The organism is Bradyrhizobium sp. HKCCYLS1011 (genome assembly GCF_051167795.1).
Classification (GTDB): Bacteria; Pseudomonadota; Alphaproteobacteria; order Rhizobiales; family Xanthobacteraceae; genus Bradyrhizobium.
Genome location: NZ_JBNPTT010000003.1, coordinates 194,711 through 217,260 on the forward strand (window position 1 = coordinate 194,711; position 22,550 = coordinate 217,260).

Here is a 22,550-nt window from a genome sequence, read left to right on the forward strand (position 1 = left end):
GCGACAGAGTCACTCCACATGCACCGCAATATGCACCGCAATCCATGGATTCATCTCGGTGCTGCGATCCTGCTTGCGATTGCAGTCTTGGTCGTGATCCGGCTGCACAATGCCGGCGGCGCGACACCGGCGACCGACAGCGCGACGGCGGGCCACAAGCTTGCGGAGGCTTGGTGTACGGCCTGTCATGCAATCGATGGGCGCGGCGCCGGCGCTCAGGGCGCCGGGCCCGATTTCGTCGCAGTGGCCAATATGCCGTCGACGACCGAGCTGTCGTTGAAAGTGTTCCTGCAGAGCAGCCACGCCAACATGCCGAATATCATGATGACATCCGAGCAGCGAGGCGATCTCGTCAACTACATCCTCAGCCTGAAGCGGAAGTGAGGATTATTTCGCCGTCGCCGCGATCGCGTCCGCGATGGCGATCGTCCGTCGGGCCATGTCGGCATGCAGCCGCTCCACCATGCGGCCGTCGATCTGGATCGCGCCGCGGGCCGCGTTTTCCGGCAGATCGAACGCTGCGATGATCTTGCGGGCTTCGGCGACCTCCTGAGCCGGCGGGGTGAAGATCGCGTTGCACGTGTCGATCTGGCTCGGATGAATCAGGGTCTTGCCGTCGAAGCCGAGATCGCGCGCCTGGATGCATTCCTGCGCAAAACCGTCGGCATTGCCGAAATCGCTGTAGGGACCGTCGAGGATTTCGAGGCCATGGGCCCGTGCTGCGAGAATGCAATGGGTGATTATCGGCAGCATCGTTGAGCGGCCGGGCAGCATCCGGATCCGCGTCTCGCGCGAGATATCGTTCGGCCCGAACACGAAGCCGGCGAGGCGATGTTCGGATTCGCGTGCGGAGGCGGCGAGCTTGTCGGCATCGAGCACCGCCCGCGCGGTTTCGATCATCGCCCAGACCTTGAGCGAGGGGTCGGCGCCGACCTCGGCGAGACGATCGGTCACGGTGCGCAGATCTTCCACCGTCGAGACCTTGGGAACCAGAATGCCGTCCGGCGCAGCTTGGCCTGCCATGGCGACGTCGTCGCTCCACCACGGCGTATCCAGGCTGTTGATGCGGATCAGAAGCTCGCGACCGCCATAGCCGTCCGCGGCAACCGCCTTGGCGATCTGCTCCCGCGCGGCGGCCTTGGCATCCGGTCCGACCGAATCCTCGAGGTCGAGGATCAGCCCGTCCGCCGGCAGGTTACGGCCCTTTTCGAGGGCGCGCGCGTTCGAGCCGGGCATGAACAGGAGGCTGCGGCGCGGGCGGGTCATGGGCGCGTTTCCTTTGGAACAATCGGGCGCCACGCGATACCATTTCGAACCCTGGCCTGAAAGGCTTGTTCCTGCCCAAGACCTGTGATTAGGCATTTACCATGATCACGTTCCCGCAACGCCTACTCGACGGCTATCACGCCTTCGCCACCAACCGCCTCCCGACCGAACAGAGCCGCTACCGGGAACTGTCCGAACGCGGACAAGCCCCGGAGGTGATGGTGATCGGCTGCTGCGATTCCCGCGTCTCGCCCGAGGTGATCTTCGATGTCGGGCCGGGCGAATTGTTCGTGCTCCGCAATATCGCCAACCTGGTGCCGATCTACCAGCCCGACGCCAATGCGCACGGCGTCTCGGCGGCGCTGGAATACGCAGTTACGGTGCTGCGCGTAAAACACATCGTCATCCTGGGCCATGCCCAGTGCGGCGGCATCCGGGCCTTCGTCGACAAGATCGAGCCGCTGTCGCCGGGCGACTTCATCGGCCGCTGGATGTCGATGTTCATCAAGCCCGGCGAGGTGGTCGAGCAGCGCGAGCACGAGAGCATGGCCGAGTTCGTTACCCGGATCGAGAAGGCCGCGGTGTTTCGCAGCATCGAGAACCTGATGACGTTCCCATTCGTGCGTGCGCGGGTCGAGCGCGGCGAGCTGCAACTGCATGGCGCCTATTTCGGCGTCAAGGAAGGCTCGCTGTTCGTGCTCGACAAGGCGACCAAGCAGTTCAAGAGCGCAAGGGATAGCGAGTAGGAGTGGCGAGTAGCGAATGGGCCGTAGCGAATAGATATTCTTTCTTATTCGCTACTCACTATTCACCGCCATGATCGCTGCTGCTCCAGCGGTCAGAGATCGCGAGCATGAAAGCCGAGACCACGAACAGGAGATGCACGCCGACCAGCCAGGCGAGTCGGCTCGGCTCGAACACGGTATCGATGTTCATGAAGGCCTTCAGCACCTGAATGGCCGAGATCGCGACGATCGATGCCAGCAGCTTCTGTTTCAGGCCGCCGAACTGGATCTTGGTCATCCAGTCAGGCCAGTCGGGATGGCCACCCGGATCGATTTTCGAGACAAAATTCTCGTAGCCGGAAAACACCACGATCAGGATCAAATTGCCGGTCAGCGAGACGTCGATGAGGCTGAGCACGCCAAGGATGATATCGGACTCCTTCGAGCCCGGCGCATGCGCGATGAACTCCCACAGCAGCATGCAGAACTTCAGCAGCAGCACGGCGAGGCTGACGACGAGGCCGACATAAAACGGCGCCATCAGCCATCGGCTGTTGAAGATCAGGCTTTCGATGCCGCGCTCGATCCTGTTCGGCGCGTGTCTGCCGGCCTCCGGCGCCCCCTGCTCGCTCATGATGATCAGCGCCTCGCCGCACCTCCGGCCGCTCTCAGGCGGCCTTCTTCTTGGCGGTGATCAGCTTGCGGTTGATCAGCACCTCCGCGATCTGCACGGCATTCAGCGCGGCACCCTTGCGCAGATTGTCGGACACGCACCAGAAGGCGAGGCCGTTCTCTACCGTCGCGTCTTCGCGGATGCGGCTGATATAGGTCGCATCCTCGCCGGCCGCCTCATAGGGCGTGACATAACCGCCCGGCTCGTGCTTGTCGATCACGAGACAGCCCGGAGCGCCGCGCAAAATGTCGCGGGCCTCGTCCGGGGTGATCGGCTGCTCGAACTCCACGTTGACGGCCTCCGAATGGCCGACGAACACCGGCACGCGCACGCAGGTCGCGGTGAGCTTGATCTTGGGGTCCAGGATCTTCTTGGTCTCCGCCATCATCTTCCACTCTTCCTTGGTGTAGCCGTCCTCCATGAAGACGTCGATGTGGGGGATGACATTGAAGGCGATGCGCTTCGGAAACTTCTTATTGATCAGCTCGTCATTGGTGTAGACGGCCTTGGTCTGCGAGAACAATTCGTCCATCGCGTCCTTGCCGGCGCCCGACACCGACTGATAGGTCGAGACCACCACGCGCTTGATCCTGGCCTTGTCGTGCAGCGGCTTCAGCGCCACCACGAGCTGCGCGGTCGAGCAGTTCGGATTGGCGATGATGTTCTTCTTGGCAAAGCCGGCCGTGGCATCGGCATTCACCTCCGGCACGATCAGCGGCACGTCCGGGTCCATGCGCCAGGCGGAGGAATTGTCGATCACGACCGCGCCGGCCGCGCCGATCTTCGGCGACCACTCCTTGGAGACGGCACCACCCGCCGACATCAGGCAGATGTCGACATCGGCAAAATCGTAGTGCTCCAGCGCTTTGACCTTCAGCGTGCGGTCGCCATAGGACACCTCCACGCCGACGCTGCGGCGTGAGGCGAGCACCACCACCTCGTCGGCCGGGAATTTGCGCTCGTCGAGAATGTTGAGCATCTCCCGCCCGACATTGCCGGTCGCGCCGACCACTGCGACTTTGTAACCCATCGTTCACTCTCCGACGAAAAATGGCCGACCGCACAAGGATGCGGAAACGGAAGCGGCAGCGCTTCTATGCGAGAAACGTCCCTGACACAATCTTAACACCACGCCCCGCATTTGATGCATCCTCTTTCGGCCAAGGCGGCTTCTGCCCAGAGAAGCGGATTTCTTCTCGTCCTTGAAGGTGCGGCCAACGAGGCCTGCGCGACCTTGGCGCGCCTGTTTGCCTATGTGGGGGCGCTGGCGCTGATCGCCATGCTCACGCTGGCGGCCTGGCGGCAGCTGGATGCAGCCGTGGAACCAGCGAGGTCCGCCTGGTCCATTGCGGACGGCGCGGTCCCGACATTTTCGCTCAGGCTGGGTGACCAGCCGGACAAGTCCGCAACCTATACCGTGCTCCGGCACCCCCTCGGCGGCCGCAAGGACATCTTCCGCTGGGGCGAGCCGGCCGACCGCCCCGCCGCGGAGCTCGAAATCTACCGGTTTGGCGACGAGCGCGACGCCCTGAGGAGCGGCGCTCATGAGCTGGCGCTGCGCATGGCACCAGATCGGGACAGCGGGCTGGAGGCCGCCGGTGTGATCGACAGCAAGTTCGGCGCGGTCAGCCTGTTGCGTCAGACCGGGGCGGCGGACGGGCCAGGCGCCTGCCTCGGATTTCTCAAACGGATCGGCGAGCCCGCGCTGCGGATTTCGGGATGGTCGTGCCACGGGGTCAGCACGCCGGTGCGGCGCGCCGCGGTCGGCTGCATGCTGAACCGGCTGACATTGCTCGCGGGCGGCCGCGACCAGCAGCTGACCGCGCTGTTTGCGCACGCCGACGTCAAGCGCATGCCCTGCGACGTGACGGCGGTGGCCCCCGGACCGTCCGACTGGGTCACCGCCATCGACGAGCCGAGACTGCGCGGCACGCTTTAGATTGCTGAACGCGTCTCGTGCGTTTCGAGACGCGTTCGCGTCACCTTTCTGCCGCCGATACGGCTGCCGGATCGGCGGCAAGTCGCGGATTTGATGCAACTTTCCCGCCACAGCAAAGATTTATCTTCGGCGGTGTGGCCGGAATGACCTTGTGACGCCATATCCGACAAAGCTAATGTGCCACCCAAATCATGCATGGCGAGCGCCCGCTCTGTTTGGCGCGAGGAAGAGGACGTGATGACGACATTTTCTGCCGCGAGCCGGCTCCTGACCCTGGCGGTGATCGCTGCGACCGGTCTTGCCATCACGTCTGCCAAGGCCGAGACCAAGCACCGGAAGTACGGCACCTATGTCGAGGGCGGCAGTCCGAACTATTCCTATCAGTCCGGCCCGCACACCCGCATTTTCGTGAGCAAGCGCTCGTGGCTGGACGGCGGCACCGAGGTGCTGCCCGGCGACCGCAAGTTCACTGACTATGCGCTGCCGCCGGAGCAGGGTTACCCGAGCTTCGGCCGCGAGAACCTGAACCGTCCGATCGATCGCCAGCCGCTGATGACGCCGACCGATCTCGGCGGCTATCCGCGAGCGTTCCCGATTCCGTACTGAGATCGGCGCAAGCGCCTGATTGCAACGGCCGGGCCCTGCCCGGCCGTTTGCGTTTGGATTACGCCGCGAGCTTCTCCAGCTCCTTGATGATCGCTTCGCCCATCTGCGTCGTCGACACCGGCGTCGTGCCTTCCGACTTGATATCGGCCGTGCGCAGACCGCTCGCCAGCACCGAGGCGATGGCGGCGTCGAGCTTGTCGGCGAGCGCGCCCATGTCGAAAGAGTAGCGCAAGGCCATGCCGAACGAGGTCAGCATCGCGATTGGGTTCGCGAGGCCCTTGCCGGCGATGTCGGGCGCCGAGCCATGCACCGGCTCATACAGCGCCCTGCGGGTCTTGGTCTTGGCATCGACTTCGCCCAGCGAGGCGGAGGGCAGCATGCCGAGCGAGCCGGTCAGCATCGCCGCGATATCCGACAGCATGTCGCCGAACAGATTGTCGGTGACGATGACGTCGAACATCTTCGGATATTTCACCAGGTTCATGCCGCCGGAATCGGCGAGCTGGTGCTCGAGCGTGACGTCCTTGTACTCGCGCTGATGAACTGCCGTGACGACCTCGTTCCAGAGCACGCCCGACTTCATGACGTTGCGCTTCTCCATCGAGGTCACCTTGTTGCGGCGCTTGCGCGCGAGGTCGAAGGCGACGCGCGCGATGCGCTCGATCTCATAGGTGTCGTAGACCTGGGTGTCGACGGCGCGCTTCTGGCCGTTGCCCAGATCGGTGATGGTCTTCGGCTCGCCGAAATAGACACCGCCGGTGAGCTCGCGCACGATCATGATGTCGAGACCCTCGACGATCTCGCGCTTCAGGCTGGAGGCGTCCGCCAGCGCCGGATAGCACACCGCAGGCCGCAGATTGGCGAACAGCCCGAGATCCTTGCGCAGGCGCAACAGGCCCGCCTCGGGGCGAACATCGTAGGGAACGCCATCCCATTTCGGACCGCCGACCGCGCCGAAAATCACGGCATCGGCGGCCTTGGCCTTCTCCATGTCGCCTTCCGAGATCGACACCTTGTGCGCATCATAGGCGGCGCCGCCAACCAGCCCTTCCTCGGTCTCGAACGAGGCGAGCCCGCGTGCATTGAGCCAGCCGATCAGGCGCTTGACCTCCGCCATCACCTCGGGGCCGATGCCGTCGCCGGGCAGAAGGAGCAGCTTGTGGGTCGCCATGATCGTCATCCTCGCTCAGATCTGCGTCATGACCGGCCTGACCCGGGAATCCAACATTGAAGGCTGGACTGCCGGTGAAGCCGGCCATGACGAAAACGGAAAAATCCGCGGAGTGCTAAAGCGCTCCTGCGTGGTTGGCAAGCCACCTTTCCCGCCGGTCGGCTACAGCACGGCCGACGAAGCCTGTATCATTCGCCGCGACCGGCATCCGACACTCCCTCTCTTTCGAAACGACCGCCGGCCGGAGCATTTCTTGCCACGCCCTCCCCTTGACCCGGTCCCTGCGCATCCCGCCCGGCTCAATCTCACGCTGTCGCTCAGCCCTATCGTCGGCCTCGGCATCGGCCGCTTCGCCTATGCGCTGGTGCTGCCGGACATGCGGGAGACGCTGCATTGGTCCTATTCGGCCGCGGGGTTCATGAACACCGTCAATGCGGCGGGCTATCTGCTCGGTGCATTGATGGCGTCGCGGCTGATCCGCTGGGCCGGCTGGTCGGCCGTCATCCGGAGCGGAACGCTGGCGGCATTGGCCTCGCTCGCGGTGTGCGCCGGCAGCGACAATTTCATCGTCCTGAGCCTCGCGCGCCTCGTGGCCGGTATCGGCGCCGGCGTGGCCTTCGTCGCCGGAGGCGCCTTGGCCGCCCGGGTCGCGCAATCCGTGCCAGAGCGCGCGAGCTTCATCCTCAGCCTGTTCTATGCCGGACCTCCGCTCGGCATCGTTGCCTCCGGGCTGATTGCGCCGTTCGTGCTGCAGGCCTTCGGTCCCGGCTCGTGGTGGATCGTGTGGCTGGCACTGACGGCGCTCGGCGCCGTGCTGACCATCCCTCTGCTGCTGACGCCGATTCCGGCTGCGCCCGCCGTCGCGGACGGCAGCGGTGAGCGCTTCTCGCTGCGGCCGATGGCGGTCTACCTCCTGAGCTACTTTCTCTACGGTGCCGGCTACATCGCCTATCTGACCTTCATGATCGCCTATGTCCGCGATCTCGGCGCGGGCGCAGCCGCGCAGGCCGGTTTCTGGTGCCTGATCGGGCTCGCCGGTTTCACGACGCCCTGGGTCTGGCGGCGCGTGCTGATCCTGGACCGTGGCGGCCTGTCGACGGCGATCCTGCTGACCGTCAATGCCATCGGCGCCGGCCTGCCAATGCTGGGGCACGCGCCGCTGCTGCTCGCGCTCTCGGCCGTCGTGTTCGGCCTTGCGTTCTCCGCCGTGACCACGACGACCACGGCCTTCGTCCGCTTCAACACGCCGCCGGCCGCGTGGGCGCCGGCGATCGCGGCACTGACCATCGTGTTCGGCATCGGCCAGACCCTGGGTCCACTGGCCGTCGGAGCCATCACCGATGCGCTCGGCAGCCTCGATGCTGCGCTCGCCGTCTCCGCCGCGCTGCTGCTGCTCGCGGCATTGCTGGCGGCGATGCAAGGGAAGCTGAAGAAAGCATAGGACACGACCGCTTCAACGCATTCAGTGTCGTCCCGGCGAACGCCGGGACCCATACCGCGTGAGGTCTGGAAAGGGCACGTGGCTGATACCGCGCCCCAACAACTCGACCCTGTGGTTATGGGTCCCTGCGTTCGCAGGGACGACAGGAGAGGTTGCGGCTATGGCGCGGATCAGATCAGGCCGCAAAGCGCGTGCATCATCTTCCGAACGAAGACGAGCATCAGCTCCCGCTGAACGAATTGTAGCCCTGGTCCTCCCAGTAGCCGCCCTTGTACTCGTTGGTGACTTCCATCGAGAGCACGTATTTCGGATTCTTGAAGCCGAGCTTGGTCGGCACACGGATCTTCATCGGATAGCCGTAGGCGCGCGGCAGGATCTCGTCGCCGAACTTGAAGGTCATCTGGGTCTGCGGGTGCAGCGCGGTGCGCATATCCAGCGGCGAGTTGTAGCCGTCCTTGTCGGCGCATTGGAACCAGACATATTTCGCGCGCGTATCGGCTCCGATCAGCTTGAGAAAATCGCGCAGCGGCGTGCCGGTCCAGCTTCCGATCGCGCTCCAGCCTTCGACGCAGATGTGCCGCGTCACCTGCTTGACCTGGGGCAGCGCGTAGAGCTCATCCAGCGTCCAGGACTTCTTGTTGTCGACGAGACCGCGCACCTCGAGCTTCCAGTCCTTGCCGTCGACCTCAGGCGCCTCGTCGAGATCGTAATAGGCGTTGAACGGGAACGGCTTGGTGATCATGCTCTCCGGGAAGGTCGGCGCCAGCGCGTCCGGGTTGAACAGCCAGGCCTGAACGGCGTCATTGAACTTGGAAACCTGCGCCAGCAACGTTTCGGCCGAGTCGCTGTCGAGCACGTCGCATCCCGTCAGCAGCGTGAGCGCGCCGAGGCTGGCGCCGCCGGAGATGAAGCGGCGGCGGGTGAGATCGGGCATCAACTTGGTCGCATCCTTGACCAGGAGCTTCTTGTCGACGCCGGGAATGAGAAGCTTGCGCATGCGGCTCATGAATCGATCTCCTCGACAGTTATTTTGGGCATGATCTCATTCCGAAAACCGGCTCCCAGTTTTCGGGATCATGCCTAGCGCCCGATGATCATCGCGCGCAGGCTCTTCGGCACCAGCAGCGCGAGCGCGACATGGACGATCAGGAAGGCGCAGATCAGCGACATGCAGACGAAATGAATGACGCGCGCTGTCGGATAGTCGCCGAACAGCGCCACCAGCCAGTGCAGCTGCACCGGCTTCCAGATCGACAACCCCGTCAGCACGGTGACGATGCCGACCAGGATGATGCCGGCGTAGAGCAGCTTCTGCACCGAATTGTAGACGGTGAGATCATCATGCGCGAGCTTGAAGGTCAGCGCCGCCTTGAGATCACCGAACACGCCGCCCGGCGTGATCGGGAACAGCTTGCTGCGGAAGCGGCCGGTCGCAAGACCCGTGATCAGGTAGGCCAGCCCGTTGAGCATCAGCAGCCACATCGCGGCGAAGTGCCAGAGCAGCGCACCGCCGAGCCAGCCGCCGAGCGTGACACTGTGATCGAAGCGGAAATTGAGCAGCGGCGAGGCGTTGTAGATCTGCCAGCCCGACATGATCATCAGGATCATCGCGACCGCGTTGATCCAATGCATGACTCGAACCCAGGCGGGCTGGATCACCTTGGTCGGCTTTGCGCTGACTTCGCCCATGGTGTCGAGAGTGGGGGTGGCGCTGGTCATGGTGCTGGACATTAGCGGTCTGGCTCCGTCGCTCACATTCGTCTTCGAGTATACGCGCGCATTGCCGGCTTCGTTACACCCCGGTAGCGATCAAAACGATAGGCAGAATCTATGGCCTTCACGAAAAGGCGAGCCGGAACAGTGTCCCGGCTCGCCAACCGCGCATCCGTGAGGCGGGGAAACGGATGTCAGCGGGGTTACGAGGCCGGCATCAGCACGGTGTCGACCACATGGATGACACCGTTGGACTGGTGGACGTTGGAGATCGAGACCATCGAGCTGTCGCCCTTGGCATCGATGATCCAGATCTTGCCGTCCTTGTGCTTGACGGTGAGCGGCTCGCCCTCGACCGTCTTCAGCATCTTGCCGTCCGTGAGGTCGGAGGCGTCATATCTACCGGCGACCACGTGATAGGTGAGGATCTTGGTCAAGGTCGCCTTGTTCTCCGGCTTGACCAGGCCGTCGACGGTGCCGGCCGGCAGCCTTCCGAAGGCGGCATTGGTCGGCGCGAACACCGTGAACGGGCCCTTGCCCTGGAGCGTCTCGACCAGACCAGCCGCCTTAACAGCCGCAACCAGCGTGGTGTGGTCCTTCGAGTTGACTGCGTTCTGAATGATGTTCTTGGACGGATACATCGCGGCGCCGCCGACCATCACGGTCTTCTCCTCGGCGCGCGCGGGCGCGACGAACGTTGAGGTCAGCGCGAGCGCGCTGAAGGCGGCAGCAGACAAGAGGGCAATGCGCTTCGACATCGATAGCTCCCGAATGGTTTGAGCAACCGGCAAGGCCGGCGCGACAGGTGGACTGCGACATCGATGCGTTGTCTCGCGGTGATATCCGTCGCATCGTGTCGGGCGGAGCTACGGGAAGCTTTTCGATCCAGTTTCGACGCATAATTTAATGTGATGTTTGAAACCAATGGCGGGCGCAAACGTGACTTGTTCTTTGAGCTGCGACGATTCGGCCGCCCCCCGCCGAAATGGCCTCATGGAGCCGATCGACGTTTGCTCCCTGATGTGGCCGACCTTCTGCCGACATCCGTATAACTACTGAAGGCATTCGTGCAGACGGCCTGAACATTAACTACGTTCACGGACAAGGCGGCCCAAAACCCGCTGGACCATTGCGAGTAACACTTTCTTAAGGTTGATTGTGGCTCGGCGCGGTTGCGGGGAAGGGGCTCCCGCAACCTCAGGCGCGGCGTGACGGGGGTCGCATCGTGATCAGAACAATTTGGGTAGCCGGTCTTTGTCTGGCGATGATCGCCGGCCTGTTGGCCACCAAAGTGGTGTCAGCCGCAGTATCGACCTCGTCTGAGCCGCAAGTTGATTTGGGGGCATCACTGGACCGAGCTCCCATTCCGGGTGTGGACACGTTGACCGAAGCCGACCGCAGCATGGCACCGCCTCTGGCGGACAGTGACGACACCGCGATGCTGCCGCTCCTCTCCACCACGGTGCGTGCGGCGTCATCGAGACCGCAGGGAGGATCGACGCATCGGGTACGATCGAGCGCGCGCGTCAAGGCCTCCGCACATGTGGTGCCGGCAAAGCGCGCTGCAGAGCCCGTGAAGGCAGCCATCGTGCCATGCCGGCAGCTCGACCCGATCGCGCGCTTTCTCGTTTCCGCCAATCTCGCGCCGCGCTGCCAGGGCTGAGCCGCTCATCTGCACGACTTCGCACGAGCTTGCCTCAAACAACAACGGCCGGGATTGCTCCCGGCCGTTTTGTTTGCGTGGGTCCCGCCTTGCGTGCGGTCGGGACCGAGGATGCAGCTCTTACCGCGGTGGCGCGATGCCGGGAGGAGGCGGCGGCAGCGAAGCCTGCCCGCCGTTCAACAACGGCGTGATGCGGCGAACCGTCACGCGGCGATTGAGGCGGCTCGGGCCGGAGGTCTGCTCCTTGAGATACTGCGAGCCGTAACCCTGCGATGTCAGGTTTTCGGCAGGCACGCCGAATTGCTGCGTCAACAGCGTCGCCACCGATTCGGCGCGGCGATCCGACAGCGAGAGATTGTCGGTGTCGTTGCCGACCGCGTCGGTATGCCCTTCGATCAGGAACACCTCGCGCGGATTACGCTGGATCGCACGGTTGAGACCGTCGGCGATCACCTGCAGCTTCGCCGCCTGGTCAGGGGAAACCTCCCATGATCCGGTGTCGAAGTTCACGGTGTTGAGGTCGATCGAGGGCATCAGCTGCCGGACCGACGGGCTGTAGCGGATCTCGTCGAGCGAATAGCGGCGCTCGACGCGTTCGACCGGCGGGGCCTCCAGCGTGTCATAGATGACATCCGGCGGCGCCTCGGCGGCGTCGACGATGTAGCGATCATAGGGGATGCGAATCACCGGCGGCGGCAGGTCGACATAGAAGCCGCCGACCGCGGCGGGATCGCGATAGGTGTTGTCGATGATGATGAACTCGCGACCACCCGGATCCCTGCGGATCCGGCGCAGCAGCCGTCCATCCGGCGCGGTGACCGTGACGATCTCGCTGCCGTCCGGGCGGATCACGACGGTGCGGGTCTCGCCGTGTTCCTGGAGTACACGGATGTCCCGCGCGCCGTAGCGGAAGCGCTCGAGTTCGTCGTGGCGAACGAATTCCTGGCCGCTCGGATCGCGCACGATGACGCGACCCGGCTCGAAGATCACGGTGCGGCCGCCTTCCTGCACCTCGCGGCGCTGGGCGCGGAAGTCCTCCAGCCGCTGCGGACCGGGCGCCTGGGCGCCGGGCGCAATCGGCGTCAGCTGCTGCGGGGTCGGCGGCGGCGGCGCGGGAAGCGGAGCTGCGACCTGCGGCGGCGGCCGGGTGGCCATGGCAGGCGGCGCGCCCGGCGGCAAGGCGCTCTGTCCGCCCGGTGGCTGGGCGGGCGCCCCCGGAGGCGTGCCAGGACGTGCGCCCGGTCCCGCGCCGCCGGCGGCGGGCGGGGTCGGCTGACCGGCAGGCGGCGCGCCGGGCGCGGCGGGAGGCTGCGCCGGAGCCGGGCTGGTCGTCCCCCGCGGCGGGGCGCCGGGGGGCGTTCCAGGCGCCGGGGTGGTCGGCGCCCCCTGCGGGGCGGCCTGTGGCGCTCCCGGTGGAGTTCCTGGCGGAGTTCCGGGACGGGCCGGCAGCGGACCGCCCGCGGCAGGCGGCGCAGCCGGTTGCGGCGGTGGAGCGGTGGGAGCCGGGCCCGAATGCGCAGGCGGCGCAGCCACGGGCGGTGCGGCCACCGGCGGCGGCGGGGTCGGACGGCTCGGTGCGGCAGCCGGCGGAGGCGGCGGTGGTGCCACAGGGCGCGGCGGCTCCTTCGGCGCTGCTGCCGGTGGAGGCGGCGGAGGTGGCGTGTGAACAGGCGGCGCCGCAGCAGGAGGCGCCGGTGGTGCCGGACGCGACGGCGGCGGGGCGCTCTGAACCGGCGGGGCGGCATGCGGTGCAGCCGCAGGCGGCGGTGGAGGCGCCGCGGGCGGCGGAGCTGGATGTGGCGCTGCGGCCGGCGGTGGCGGTGGCGGTGGCGGCGCATGCGGTGCAGGCGCCGGGGGTGGCGGCGCGGCAGGGCGCGGTGGAGGCGGCGGAGGTGCAGGAGGCTGTGGCGCCGGATGGGGCGGCGCGGCGCCGGGCGCCGGCCCCGGGCCGGGCCGTTGCGGCTGCGCCGGCGGCTGTCCATGCGGTGGCTGCTTCGGCTTCCCGTCCGGGCCGACTTCGCCTTGCGCCTGGGCCACGACCAGCGGTGCGGCCTGCGCAGAGGATGCGAAGCTTGCCAATTGCGCCGCCGACAATGCGGTCGTCGCAAGCAGCACAAGACGAAGTTTGCTCATGTCGTATCGTTTCCCCGGAAATGATCTCGGATAAGAGTCGGCGCGATCAACAAATATGCGTTAGGCCGGAATGTGGCGCAGTTCAAATGCGCCGACCGATTTATTTTGCCGCATGCGCGCGCCCGCGCCGGCCTCATTCATGTCGCATTCAGTGTTGAATTCCAAGGCGTTGCAGGCACTCCGCCGCAGCAGAGGTGACGCCTTGTGCCCGCGGCTGCGTGCATTGGCTTGTAAACCGCAACCGCGGTCAATCCGTGGCTGGATTAGGGACGGTCGGGCTCGTCGGTCCCCGCCCCGGGAGTTCGTCAGGTGTATTCCCAGGGAGCTCCCGCGGCGGCGCGGGCGTATCGGGCTCGTGCATTGGTGGCGGCACTTCCGGCTGCGGATTGCCGACCGGATCCTCCGGCGGTGGCTCGACAGGACGCCCCGGCGTAGCCGGCGGAATCTCGGGCGGTTCGATCGGCATCACTTCGATCGGCATCACATGGCGACCTTGCGATTGTCACCGATCTCCGGCCGGGTGCCGGTTACCGCCGCCGCGGCCATCTTCACATAGCTCACCACCGTTCCCGGCGAATCCCAGAACTCGGCATCGTCAGGCGTGATCTTCAGCACGCGAATATTGGGATCGTCAGCGCTGTCCCACCAGGCCTTCGCTGGCGTCGAGAACAGCTCCTTGATCTTGGCGCGATCGTTGGAAATCGTCGCGGTGCCGGTCAGCGAGACATATTTCTGGCTGCCGGCGTCGGCGAAAGACAGGTTGACGTGCGGATCGCGCGCGATCTCCTCGTCCTTGTGACGCCGCGCATCGGTCAGGAAATAGACCGTGTTCTCATCGCGCCCGATATAGGCGGCCATCGGCCGCGCCCGCATCTTCTCTCCGTCGCGGGTGATCAGCATCGCAAAGCCGATCTTCTTCATCAGGTCCCAGACGCGATCCTGATCGCGCGCATCGCCGGTGGTCATTGGGGGTCGCTCCTCGATGTATTCGGGAGCCTTAACGCCGGCCGATCAGTCGATGTTCCGATTTCGGCGGCTGGAACTCATGCCGGCACGTGGCACACCGCCTCGATATTATGTCCGTCGGGATCGCGCACGAACGCGCCGTAGTAATTGGGATGATAGTGCGGACGCAGGCCGGGCGCGCCGTTCTTGTCTGCCGGCGGCTATGGCTGCCTGATAGAAGGCATCCACCGTCGCCCGGTCCTTTGCGGCAAAGGCGACATGGAGCGGCTTGTTGATCCCGCCTTCGCCGCCGATCCAGAAGTCCGGCTTGCCATCGGCGCCGAAGCCCGCGGCCGGCGCGTGTCCGGTCTGCTCCGTCGTCAGTTCCATCACCACGCCGTAGCCGAGCGGCAGCAGAGCCCTCTCATAGAAGGCCTTGGCGCGCGGATAGTCGGAGACCGAAAATCCGATGTGGTCGATCATGACCGTCTCCTGCCGTTCACTCCAGCAGCAGCAGCGTGTTGCTGCGCGTCTTGCCGACCTCACGATAGCCGCGGCCGGTCATGGCGGCCAGGCAATCCTGCCGCCATTCGTCGCGCGACAAATGCTCGATCACGACCGCGCGCGGCCACAGCGCCGGTGGTGCATCGCAGAAGAAGCCGGTAAGCACGCGATCCTCAAACCCTTCGACGTCGATCTTCAATGCGTCGACCTTTGTGAGGCCTGCCTCGTCGATAATGCGCCGGAGCCGCAACGCAGGCACCTGGAAGGCGTGATCTGCAGGCGCCGACGTCACGTGGCTGGCGCCGAGATTATCGGCATCGGTCGCAATCATGACTTCGCCGTCGCGATCTGCTGCTGCGGCGGCGACCAGACTCACCTGGACGAGGGACGACGCCGCAACATTGAAAGCCAAGCGCGCATGCGCATCCGGGTGCGGCTCGACCGCGACCACGGCTCCGCGCGGGCCCACATGGCGCGCCATGGTCAGCGCGTAGGTGCCGACATTGGCCCCGAGATCGACGAACACGCCGCCCGCGGGCAGATGCGCGCGCAGGAAATCGAGCTCGGCGCGATCATAGTCCGGATTGAACAGTGCACCTCGCTCAGTCGCGCTGAACTGGTGATAAAATCGAAACGACGCGCCCTGAAAGCGCGCGTCGACAGGACCGGCGCGGAGCAGATTGAGCAGCCGCGACAGGGTCGGGCGGAACGCGCCGCGCTTCAGCCCCGAGCGATGGGCCAGCGCGATCACCGCGGCCTGCGCCCAATTTGGCGCAAACGCCCCGAAGGGCGCCGAGGCAGAACCTTGGTCCAATGTCACGTTCGCATAGGAGAGCCTTTCACCCGGCTCCGGACGTGACTTCAGTGCGTGCACCGCCGTCATCTTTTCCCTCCCTGCTCTTTCGCCCGCCAAGCGGTGACGCTGGCGGCGTCTAGCCAATGGCCCCCGCAGTATCGAAGGACAACGTCAAGCTCCGGGCTCCATGATGTCTTAATCATGTCTCAGCGGCGCCATCGGCGCCGGAACCACCGGCGGGGCGCCGTGCCTCGGCACCGACCCCACATGGCGCAGCACGCGGGACAATTCCTCGATCGAGTAGGGTTTCTGCAGCAGCTCGAATCCGTGCGCGCCCTGTTGTGCCAGGACATGGCTGTAGCCGCTCGCCAGCACGACCGGCACGTCGAGGTCGAGCCGGCGCATTTCCTCGGCAAGCTCGAGGCCGGTCATGCCGGGCATGACGACGTCGGTGAACACCACATCGAATCGCTGCGTGCCGCCGACCAGCTCTTCAAGTGCATCCTTGGCATTGTCGACCAGGATGGTGTGATAGCCGAGTTCGGCCAGGGACTCCGTTGCGGCGCGTCCGACCTCGATATTGTCCTCGACCACCAGCACCGACAGCCCCTCACCTGATATCGCCGCCCCCTGCCCGGCGCGGGCCGCCTTCGGCTCGACCGCAGCCGCCACCCGCGGCAGATACAGCGTGAAGGTCGCGCCATGGCCGACTTCACTCGTCACCCCGATTTCTCCGCCGGACTGCTTGGCGAAGCCGAACACCTGGGACAGGCCGAGACCGGTGCCGTGCCCGATGGTCTTGGTGGTGAAGAAGGGCTCGAAGATGCGACTGAATTGCGCTTCGGGAATGCCGACCCCGGTATCATTGACCACGACCGCGACATAACCGAGCGGCGGCCGCTCATGCGGCGCAACCGGCGTGGGCAGTTCGGCCGTGGCCCGCACCGTGATCGTGAGCTGGCCTTGTCCCGCCATCGCATCGCGGGCGTTGACCGCCATGTTGATCAGCGCGGTCTCGAACTGCCCGACGTCGGCGTTGACGTAGCAGGGTTCCTCGCCTGCGACGAGGACAACCTCGACCCGCGACCCCACCAGCGTCTTGATCATGTCGCGCAGCGCCGCCACGCTGTTGCCGACGTCGAAGATTTCCGGCTTCAGCGCCTGCCGCCGCGCAAAGGCAAGAAGCTGCGCGGTCAGCTTCGATGCCCGTCTGACCGTGTCGGAAATTGCATCGATGTAGCGCTGGCGCCGCTCCTCGGGCATGTTGGGCCGGCCCAACAGATCGGCAGAGGCGCGGATCACCGTCAGCAGATTGTTGAAGTCGTGCGCCACACCGCCGGTCAGCTGGCCCAACGCTTCCATGCGCTGGCCGTGTTTGAGGGCCTCCTCCACTTCGATGCGCCGCGCGGCCTCGGCATAGAGCCGTTCGGTGCGCCGCAAGGCGAGAGTCAGGAACACGAACAGCAGCGCCGTGGCTGGCAGGCCGAAGATCAAGTGTCGGCTCATGGTGGCGAGCCACCGGTTGCGGATGGCCGAGGTCTCGAGTCCTGCGGCGACATAGAGCGGATATTCGGCCAGCCGATGATAGCCGATGCGCCGCTCGATGCCGTCAGCCGGTGAGATCACCGTGATCAGTCCCGACGGGCTTCCCGTTGTCACCCTGACCTCCGGATTGGCCGCATCAGACTCACGGGCAAGCGCCGGGAACCGTGCCAACGCCGAGCCGTCGACGCGACGTAGTGCAAAATAGCTGCCGGGGTCGCGTCCGAGCCTCGCGTAGAACTGCTGGAAATAGTCCGGCAGCACGGAGGCCTGGATCACGCCCGCAAAGCCGCCGCCATCGCTCTGACGCCGGTGGCTGACCCCGAAGAAGGCCGCCCCCTGATAGGGCGGCCGTGGCGCCAGCGCAGCGCCGATGAAGGTTCCGATATTGGTCGCGACATGAGCGCTGAAATAATCGCGGTCGGAGAAGTCGATATCGGGTGCGGGATAGACCAGGCTGTTCACCAGCGCGCGGCCATGCGCGTCGAACACCCAGACCGACTTCATCTGCGGTAGCGCCTCAGCCAGCTGGCGCAACCGCACATGCAGCGCCTGCTCGCGCGTCCGAATATCCGCATCCTGCAGGCCGCGGATAATCTCGTCCATCTCCGACAGGCTGCGGTCGATCGTCTCGAACACTTTCAGTGCATGCTCGTGCACGACATCAAGCGAGCGCTCGATCTCGCGATCGGCTTCCTTATGCGTGGAGTCGTAGGAGACGGTGGAGGCAAAGACGAACAGCGCAATCGGCAGCGCCAGCGAAGCGACCATCATCCATCGCAGCAGTCTCAAGGAATTGCGTTGTGCAAGCTGCACGGTCGCTCCAGGCTCTCGTGCCGCGAGCTTAACGCAATTCGACCCTGATCACAAAAAAGCGAGCGCCCCGGAACCGATAGTCGGTTCCAGCGCGCTGAAGGGTGAGCGGTGTCCGGCAACAATTAAGTTTTGGCTAAAGACCCGAAAAAAGCTAGTTCTTTCAATGCTCGATTTTGGGCCGCGAGGTAAAGTCTTGGCACTATCTCCGATCGAGCTGTTCACCGCTTACAAAAGGCCTTGGCGAGTTGTTTCGTCATGGCGCCGCTTATGGGTGCGGTGGCCGTAGCGAGGCGTATGTCCATCAGCCATTGGCGAATTTAAGATCGCCGATCTTCGATACGATCGTCTTCAGAAGAGGAGAGGTGTTGGCCTCGTTGTAGCCCAGCGATAGATCGATCGTCGGCGCGACGCCCGCGAGCGTGCGATAGATGATCGTGGCCGGCAGAAGGTTCCGCGCATAGAGCGGCATGAGGGAGATGCCGCCCGTGGACGCCACCAACGAGATCGCCATCGAGAGATTGTCTACCAGGTGGTCCGGCGTGAGGTCGATGCCGATCTTCTTTCCGTACGCGTCGGTTACGTTCCGGAGCGCGGGCGACTTGTCGTGGGGGACGCCCACGAGTTGTTCCGCCGCAATATCCTTTGTCGTGATCGCGTCCCGCTTCGCGAGGCGATGCTCCTTAGTCATCAGAACAATCAGAGGCTCGTCAATCAACCTCGTAAATACGACGCCCGAGGCGTTGCGTTCGCGGCGGAGAAAGGCCAGATCGATCTTTCCGCGCGTCAGGCCGTCCGCGAGATCCGGGGACGACGAGCTGAGGATGACGACCTCAGTGTTCGGCAATTCGTCGCGCAGAATTCGCATGACGGCAGCCAGCCAGTCGAATTCGTAGCCGGTCAGAAAGCCAATCACGAAGGATTTCTTCGCGGGGGCCGCAGCGCGTCGCGTCGCCTCCGTCGCGGCCTCGACCTGAAGCAGTACCACCCTAGCGTGGTCCAACAAGACCCGTCCTGCCGCGGTCAGTTCGACGCCCTTGGCGCCGCGGATCATCAATTCGCATCCCAGTTCGGCCTCTAGGTCGCGCATCTGCCGACTAAGCGAAGGCTGGGCCGTATGGAGCCGCTTTTCGGCGGCGACCGTCATGCTGCCTTCCTCGGCGACGGCGACGAAATAGCGAAGATGGCGGAGGTCCATGGCATGCCTTTGAGGTATGGATCCAGAGAAACAAAGTCTTTTTCTATCGTGGCAGCAAGGCCTATCTCTGCAACTACCGAAGCAAAGCGGCGCGTCGTCAGCGGCCAAGAGCATCGGGTCAGAGAAACCAGACTGTGCAGGCATGCCTCCGAGAGGGTTCTGCCGAAGGAGAAGACCATGTCCACCCAAGCAACCGCCCCCGTCGTCCTGATCACCGGCGCACTGACCGGCATCGCCCGGGCAACGGCCTTCGCGTTCGCCCACCGGGGCGCGAAGATCGTCGTATCGGGTCGTCACGACGACGCCGGTGCGGCGCTCGCGAACGAACTGCGCGCCGTCGGAACCGAGGCCGAGTTCGTCCGCGCCGACGTTCGGCATGAGGACGACGTGAGCGCGCTGGTCGATCGGACCATCGCCCGCTTCGGTCGCCTCGACATCGCGGTCAACGCCGCCGGCACCGAGGGCAAGCCGGGTCCAGCCACCAGCCAGACGGCCGAGAGCTACGCGGCGACGTTCGATACCAACGTCCTCGGCACGATCCTCAGCGTGAAGCACGAACTGCGCGTCATGAAGGCGCAGGGCGCCGGCAGCATCGTGAACGTTTCGTCGACCTACGGCCACGAGGGCGCCGCCAACGCCTCGATCTACGCCGCGAGCAAGCATGCTGTGGAGGGCCTCACGAAGTCCGTCGCTCTCGAAGTCGCCGGTGCCGGCATCCGCGTGAACGCGGTCGCGCCCGGCCCGACGCAGACCGGCATGCTCGATCGCTTCACCGGCCGCGAGCAGAACAAGGCGGCTCTGGCCTCGGGCGTGCCGCTCGGCCGCATTGGCACCGTCGACGAACTGGCGCGGGCCATCGTCTTTGTCGGTTCGGACGACGCCTCGTTCATCACCGGACAGATCCTCACCGTCGATGGCGGAAAGACCGCCGGCTGAGACGGATCGGACGAATGCATCACCAGATCAAATCGAAGGATACGACAATGACCAATCTCGCCAACAAGACTGTCCTCGTGACCGGCGCATCGCGCGGAATGGGTCGCGCGACGGCACGCGCGCTAGCCGCCGCCGGCGCTCACGTGATCGTGCACTACGGCAACGCCCAGGCGGAGGCCGAGAGCTTGCTCAAGGAAATCCGCGCGGGCGGGGGCAGGGCCGACGCGGTCCGGGCCGACCTCGGTTCGCTCGATGCGGTCGCCGACCTCGTCGAGAAGACGAAGGCCATCGTCGGCGGCAGGCTTGACGTGCTCGTGGCCAACGCCGGCATCAGCGGTGCGGCCGCAATCGCGGACCAGAAGCCGGCGGATTTCGATCGGTTGTACGCGGTGAACGTCCGCGCGCCGTACTTCATCGTGCAAGGGCTTCTGCCGTTGTTCGGCGAAGGCAGCAGCATCGTGCTTCTCTCCTCGCTCGCGGTGCAGGCGGCGGTCGGCGAACTGTCCGCCTATGCCGCATCCAAGGGCGCCGTCGATACGCTCGTGAAGCACTTCGCCGCCGCACTGGGTCCGAAGGGCATCCGCGTCAACGCGGTCGCGCCCGGCGTCATCGAGACCGACATGTCGAGCTTCGCGAAGACCGAACAGGGGCGAGCGTTCATCCTCAACATGCAGGCGCTCAAGCGGATCGGTCAGCCCGAGGACGTCGCTCCCGTCGCCGCGTTCTTAGCCTCCGACGATGCCCGTTGGATCACGGGCACCACGATAGCCGTCGACGGCGGATCGAAGCTCTAGACCTCCCCGGAAAGGAACGTCGCCGTGAAGACCGAGAACTTGAAACTCTATCACTCCAACGCATCGCCGAATTCCCGCCGCGTGCGGATCTATCTGGCCGAACGGGGCATCAGCGTCGCGCAGGTGCCGGTGGATCTGGGCGCGAAGGAGCAGTTCTCCAGCGCCTTCGCGGCGATCAATCCGCGGCGCGTGGTGCCGGCTCTGGTTCTCGGCGACGGCACCACGATCGGAGAAGTGCCGGCGATCTGGCGCTACTTTGAGGAGGCCTATCCAGAGCGCCCGTTGATGGGTGCGACCCCGAAGGAGAAGGCGCTCGCCTCCATGTGGGAACGGCGCATGGAGTTGGAAGGTTTCGCCGCCGTGATGGAGACGGTACGCAACAAGGCGCCGCATCTGAAGGGCCGCGCCATCTCGGGTCCTCACGACTACGAGCAGATTCCCGCGATCGTCGATCGCGGCATGAAGCGAATCCAGGACTTCTACGACGATCTGGAAGCGCGCCTTGCTGCCTCGACGTTCGTGGCCGGCGAGCAGTACACGGTCGCGGACATCACCGGGCTCGTCACGATCGACTTCGCGTCCAAGGCTCTGAGTCTTCCCATGCCCGACGGGCCTTCGACTACGCGCTGGTACGACACACTCTCTGAACGCGCCAGCACCGCCGCCTGAATCCGCGGTCGCGACCGGTTGGACGCGACCTTCCAATGAGAGTGCCCGCGCGGGTGGCGATACGGCTCCTAGGTCCCGAACCCCATCAGGCGTGCGCTGGTCTCGAAAGAACGACCTTCCTTTCAGCGCCCAAAAAAACGCGCCGAAAGCGGGCCGTTTTGCCAAGACTTAATTGCCTAGCCAGAACTTAATTGTCGCCAGATAAGCAGCGGAGCTTGGTCGCGGGTGGCTGACTAAATCTGCCGCTCGACCAGCTTCAGCTTGAGTTCCGCAATCGCCTCGGCGGGATTGAGGCCCTTCGGGCACGCCTTGGCGCAGTTCATGATGGTGTGGCAGCGATAGAGCCGGAACGGATCCTCGAGATTGTCGAGTCGCTCGCCGGTGGCCTCGTCGCGGCTGTCCTTGACCCAGCGCGTTGCCTGCAGCAGCGCGGCCGGTCCGAGGTAGCGCTGGCTATTCCACCAATAGCTCGGGCAGGAGGTCGAGCAGCAGGCGCAGAGGATGCATTCATAGAGGCCGTCGAGCTTCTCCCGGTCCTCGTGGCTCTGCCGCCATTCCTTTTGCGGCGTCGGCGAGGTCGTCTTCAGCCACGGCTCGATCGAGGCATACTGCGCGTAGAAATTGGTGAGGTCGGGAACCAGGTCCTTGACGACAGGCTGATGCGGCAGCGGGTTGATCTTGACCGCGCCGTCCTTCACCTCGTGCATCGACTTGGTGCAGGCCAGCGTGTTCTGGCCATCGATGTTCATCGCGCAGGAGCCGCAGACGCCTTCGCGACAGGAGCGGCGGAAGGTCAGCGACGGGTCGATGTGGTTCTTGATCCAGATCAGGCCGTCCAGCACCATCGGGCCGCAATCATTCACGTCGATATAATAGGTGTCGACGCTCGGATTCTTGCCGTCATCCGGATTCCAGCGATAGACCTTGAACTCACGCACCTCGGTGGCGCCGGCCGGCTTCGGCCAGGTCTTGCCACCGATGATCTGCGAATTCTTGGGAAGCGCAAACTCAGCCATTTCAAAA

The 22,550-nt window shown here is 64.9% G+C and carries 23 protein-coding genes and 1 pseudogene; 9 read left to right on the forward strand and 15 right to left on the reverse strand.

Features of this window, described 5'->3' with window-relative positions:
* Positions 1 to 18: 18 nt before the first annotated feature.
* Positions 19 to 384, forward strand: coding sequence for a c-type cytochrome (locus ACQR1W_RS09775; RefSeq protein ID WP_008973360.1), 366 nt, complete (start codon positions 19 to 21; stop codon positions 382 to 384).
* 3 nt (positions 385 to 387) lie between these two features.
* On the opposite strand, the gene ACQR1W_RS09780 is transcribed toward ACQR1W_RS09775, so the two are convergent.
* On the reverse strand, positions 388 to 1,266 hold the full coding sequence (locus ACQR1W_RS09780) for an HpcH/HpaI aldolase/citrate lyase family protein (protein ID WP_434850602.1): 879 nt from the start codon (positions 1,264 to 1,266) through the stop codon (positions 388 to 390).
* Positions 1,267 to 1,367: 101 nt separating this feature from the next.
* Between ACQR1W_RS09780 and ACQR1W_RS09785 the strand changes: the two genes are divergently transcribed.
* Positions 1,368 to 2,012: a carbonic anhydrase gene (locus ACQR1W_RS09785; protein ID WP_008973358.1), complete on the forward strand. Its 645-nt coding sequence runs from the start codon at positions 1,368 to 1,370 to the stop codon at positions 2,010 to 2,012.
* Positions 2,013 to 2,070: 58 nt separating this feature from the next.
* Here ACQR1W_RS09785 and ACQR1W_RS09790 read toward each other — a convergent pair whose 3' ends face one another.
* Both ACQR1W_RS09790 and ACQR1W_RS09795 read right to left on the reverse strand, forming a co-directional pair.
* Positions 2,071 to 2,625, reverse strand: a complete 555-nt coding sequence (locus ACQR1W_RS09790; RefSeq protein ID WP_434850603.1) for a TIGR00645 family protein — start codon at positions 2,623 to 2,625, stop codon at positions 2,071 to 2,073.
* Positions 2,626 to 2,659: 34 nt separating this feature from the next.
* Complete coding sequence (locus tag ACQR1W_RS09795; RefSeq protein ID WP_008973356.1) at positions 2,660 to 3,694, reverse strand: aspartate-semialdehyde dehydrogenase; 1,035 nt, start codon at positions 3,692 to 3,694, stop codon at positions 2,660 to 2,662.
* Between the two features lie 114 nt (positions 3,695 to 3,808).
* On the opposite strand from ACQR1W_RS09795, the gene ACQR1W_RS09800 reads away from it, so the two are divergent.
* On the forward strand, positions 3,809 to 4,603 hold the full coding sequence (locus ACQR1W_RS09800) for a hypothetical protein (protein ID WP_434850604.1): 795 nt from the start codon (positions 3,809 to 3,811) through the stop codon (positions 4,601 to 4,603).
* Positions 4,604 to 4,840: 237 nt separating this feature from the next.
* Entirely contained in the window at positions 4,841 to 5,209 is a 369-nt protein-coding gene (locus ACQR1W_RS09805) for a hypothetical protein (protein WP_434850605.1), read from the forward strand.
* A gap of 58 nt (positions 5,210 to 5,267) precedes the next feature.
* Here ACQR1W_RS09805 and leuB read toward each other — a convergent pair whose 3' ends face one another.
* Positions 5,268 to 6,380, reverse strand: coding sequence for a 3-isopropylmalate dehydrogenase (gene leuB, locus ACQR1W_RS09810; protein WP_434850606.1), 1,113 nt, complete (start codon positions 6,378 to 6,380; stop codon positions 5,268 to 5,270).
* A 253-nt stretch (positions 6,381 to 6,633) separates the two neighbouring features.
* On the opposite strand from leuB, the gene ACQR1W_RS09815 reads away from it, so the two are divergent.
* Entirely contained in the window at positions 6,634 to 7,821 is a 1,188-nt protein-coding gene (locus ACQR1W_RS09815) for a YbfB/YjiJ family MFS transporter (protein ID WP_434850607.1), read from the forward strand.
* Positions 7,822 to 8,041: 220 nt separating this feature from the next.
* On the opposite strand, the gene ACQR1W_RS09820 is transcribed toward ACQR1W_RS09815, so the two are convergent.
* The 3 genes from ACQR1W_RS09820 to ACQR1W_RS09830 all read right to left on the reverse strand — a co-directional run bounded on the left by ACQR1W_RS09820 (position 8,042) and on the right by ACQR1W_RS09830 (position 10,292).
* Positions 8,042 to 8,827 carry a molybdopterin-binding protein gene (locus ACQR1W_RS09820; protein ID WP_434850608.1) on the reverse strand — a complete coding sequence of 262 codons (786 nt, stop codon included), beginning with the start codon at positions 8,825 to 8,827 and terminating at the stop codon, positions 8,042 to 8,044.
* Positions 8,828 to 8,901: 74 nt separating this feature from the next.
* The gene (locus tag ACQR1W_RS09825) at positions 8,902 to 9,540 is read right to left on the reverse strand and encodes a cytochrome b/b6 domain-containing protein (RefSeq protein ID WP_434851128.1); all 639 of its coding nucleotides are present in this window, start codon (positions 9,538 to 9,540) and stop codon (positions 8,902 to 8,904) included.
* A 197-nt stretch (positions 9,541 to 9,737) separates the two neighbouring features.
* Positions 9,738 to 10,292, reverse strand: a complete 555-nt coding sequence (locus tag ACQR1W_RS09830; protein WP_434850609.1) for a fasciclin domain-containing protein — start codon at positions 10,290 to 10,292, stop codon at positions 9,738 to 9,740.
* A 644-nt stretch (positions 10,293 to 10,936) separates the two neighbouring features.
* Here ACQR1W_RS09830 and ACQR1W_RS09835 point away from each other — a divergent pair.
* Complete coding sequence (locus tag ACQR1W_RS09835) at positions 10,937 to 11,197, forward strand: hypothetical protein (RefSeq protein WP_434850610.1); 261 nt, start codon at positions 10,937 to 10,939, stop codon at positions 11,195 to 11,197.
* 120 nt (positions 11,198 to 11,317) lie between these two features.
* On the opposite strand, the gene ACQR1W_RS09840 is transcribed toward ACQR1W_RS09835, so the two are convergent.
* From ACQR1W_RS09840 to ACQR1W_RS09870, 7 genes and pseudogenes are all read right to left on the reverse strand, one after another.
* Positions 11,318 to 13,330, reverse strand: coding sequence for an OmpA family protein (locus tag ACQR1W_RS09840; RefSeq protein ID WP_434850611.1), 2,013 nt, complete (start codon positions 13,328 to 13,330; stop codon positions 11,318 to 11,320).
* A 247-nt stretch (positions 13,331 to 13,577) separates the two neighbouring features.
* The gene (locus tag ACQR1W_RS09845) at positions 13,578 to 13,796 is read right to left on the reverse strand and encodes a hypothetical protein (protein WP_434851129.1); all 219 of its coding nucleotides are present in this window, start codon (positions 13,794 to 13,796) and stop codon (positions 13,578 to 13,580) included.
* Positions 13,797 to 13,810: 14 nt separating this feature from the next.
* Positions 13,811 to 14,296 carry a pyridoxamine 5'-phosphate oxidase family protein gene (locus ACQR1W_RS09850; RefSeq protein WP_434850612.1) on the reverse strand — a complete coding sequence of 162 codons (486 nt, stop codon included), beginning with the start codon at positions 14,294 to 14,296 and terminating at the stop codon, positions 13,811 to 13,813.
* 77 nt (positions 14,297 to 14,373) lie between these two features.
* A pseudogene (locus ACQR1W_RS09855) lies at positions 14,374 to 14,758 on the reverse strand (VOC family protein).
* A 16-nt stretch (positions 14,759 to 14,774) separates the two neighbouring features.
* Positions 14,775 to 15,599 carry an FkbM family methyltransferase gene (locus tag ACQR1W_RS09860; protein ID WP_434851130.1) on the reverse strand — a complete coding sequence of 275 codons (825 nt, stop codon included), beginning with the start codon at positions 15,597 to 15,599 and terminating at the stop codon, positions 14,775 to 14,777.
* Positions 15,600 to 15,770: 171 nt separating this feature from the next.
* Positions 15,771 to 17,933: an ATP-binding protein gene (locus ACQR1W_RS09865; RefSeq protein WP_434850613.1), complete on the reverse strand. Its 2,163-nt coding sequence runs from the start codon at positions 17,931 to 17,933 to the stop codon at positions 15,771 to 15,773.
* Between the two features lie 301 nt (positions 17,934 to 18,234).
* Positions 18,235 to 19,128 (reverse strand): LysR family transcriptional regulator, encoded by an 894-nt coding sequence (locus ACQR1W_RS09870; RefSeq protein ID WP_434850614.1) that lies wholly within the window; start codon positions 19,126 to 19,128, stop codon positions 18,235 to 18,237.
* 177 nt (positions 19,129 to 19,305) lie between these two features.
* Here ACQR1W_RS09870 and ACQR1W_RS09875 point away from each other — a divergent pair, with 177 nt between their 5' ends.
* Genes ACQR1W_RS09875 through ACQR1W_RS09885 form a run of 3 tightly spaced genes read left to right on the forward strand, consistent with a single transcriptional unit; the run spans position 19,306 to position 21,527 of the window.
* Positions 19,306 to 20,064, forward strand: a complete 759-nt coding sequence (locus ACQR1W_RS09875) for an SDR family NAD(P)-dependent oxidoreductase (RefSeq protein WP_434850615.1) — start codon at positions 19,306 to 19,308, stop codon at positions 20,062 to 20,064.
* Positions 20,065 to 20,111: 47 nt separating this feature from the next.
* On the forward strand, positions 20,112 to 20,858 hold the full coding sequence (locus tag ACQR1W_RS09880; protein ID WP_434850616.1) for an SDR family NAD(P)-dependent oxidoreductase: 747 nt from the start codon (positions 20,112 to 20,114) through the stop codon (positions 20,856 to 20,858).
* Between the two features lie 24 nt (positions 20,859 to 20,882).
* Entirely contained in the window at positions 20,883 to 21,527 is a 645-nt protein-coding gene (locus ACQR1W_RS09885) for a glutathione S-transferase family protein (protein ID WP_434850617.1), read from the forward strand.
* Positions 21,528 to 21,760: 233 nt separating this feature from the next.
* Here ACQR1W_RS09885 and ACQR1W_RS09890 read toward each other — a convergent pair whose 3' ends face one another.
* A complete protein-coding gene (locus ACQR1W_RS09890) occupies positions 21,761 to 22,543 on the reverse strand; it encodes a succinate dehydrogenase iron-sulfur subunit (protein WP_008972479.1) in 783 nt (260 codons plus the stop codon).
* Positions 22,544 to 22,550 lie beyond the last annotated feature (7 nt).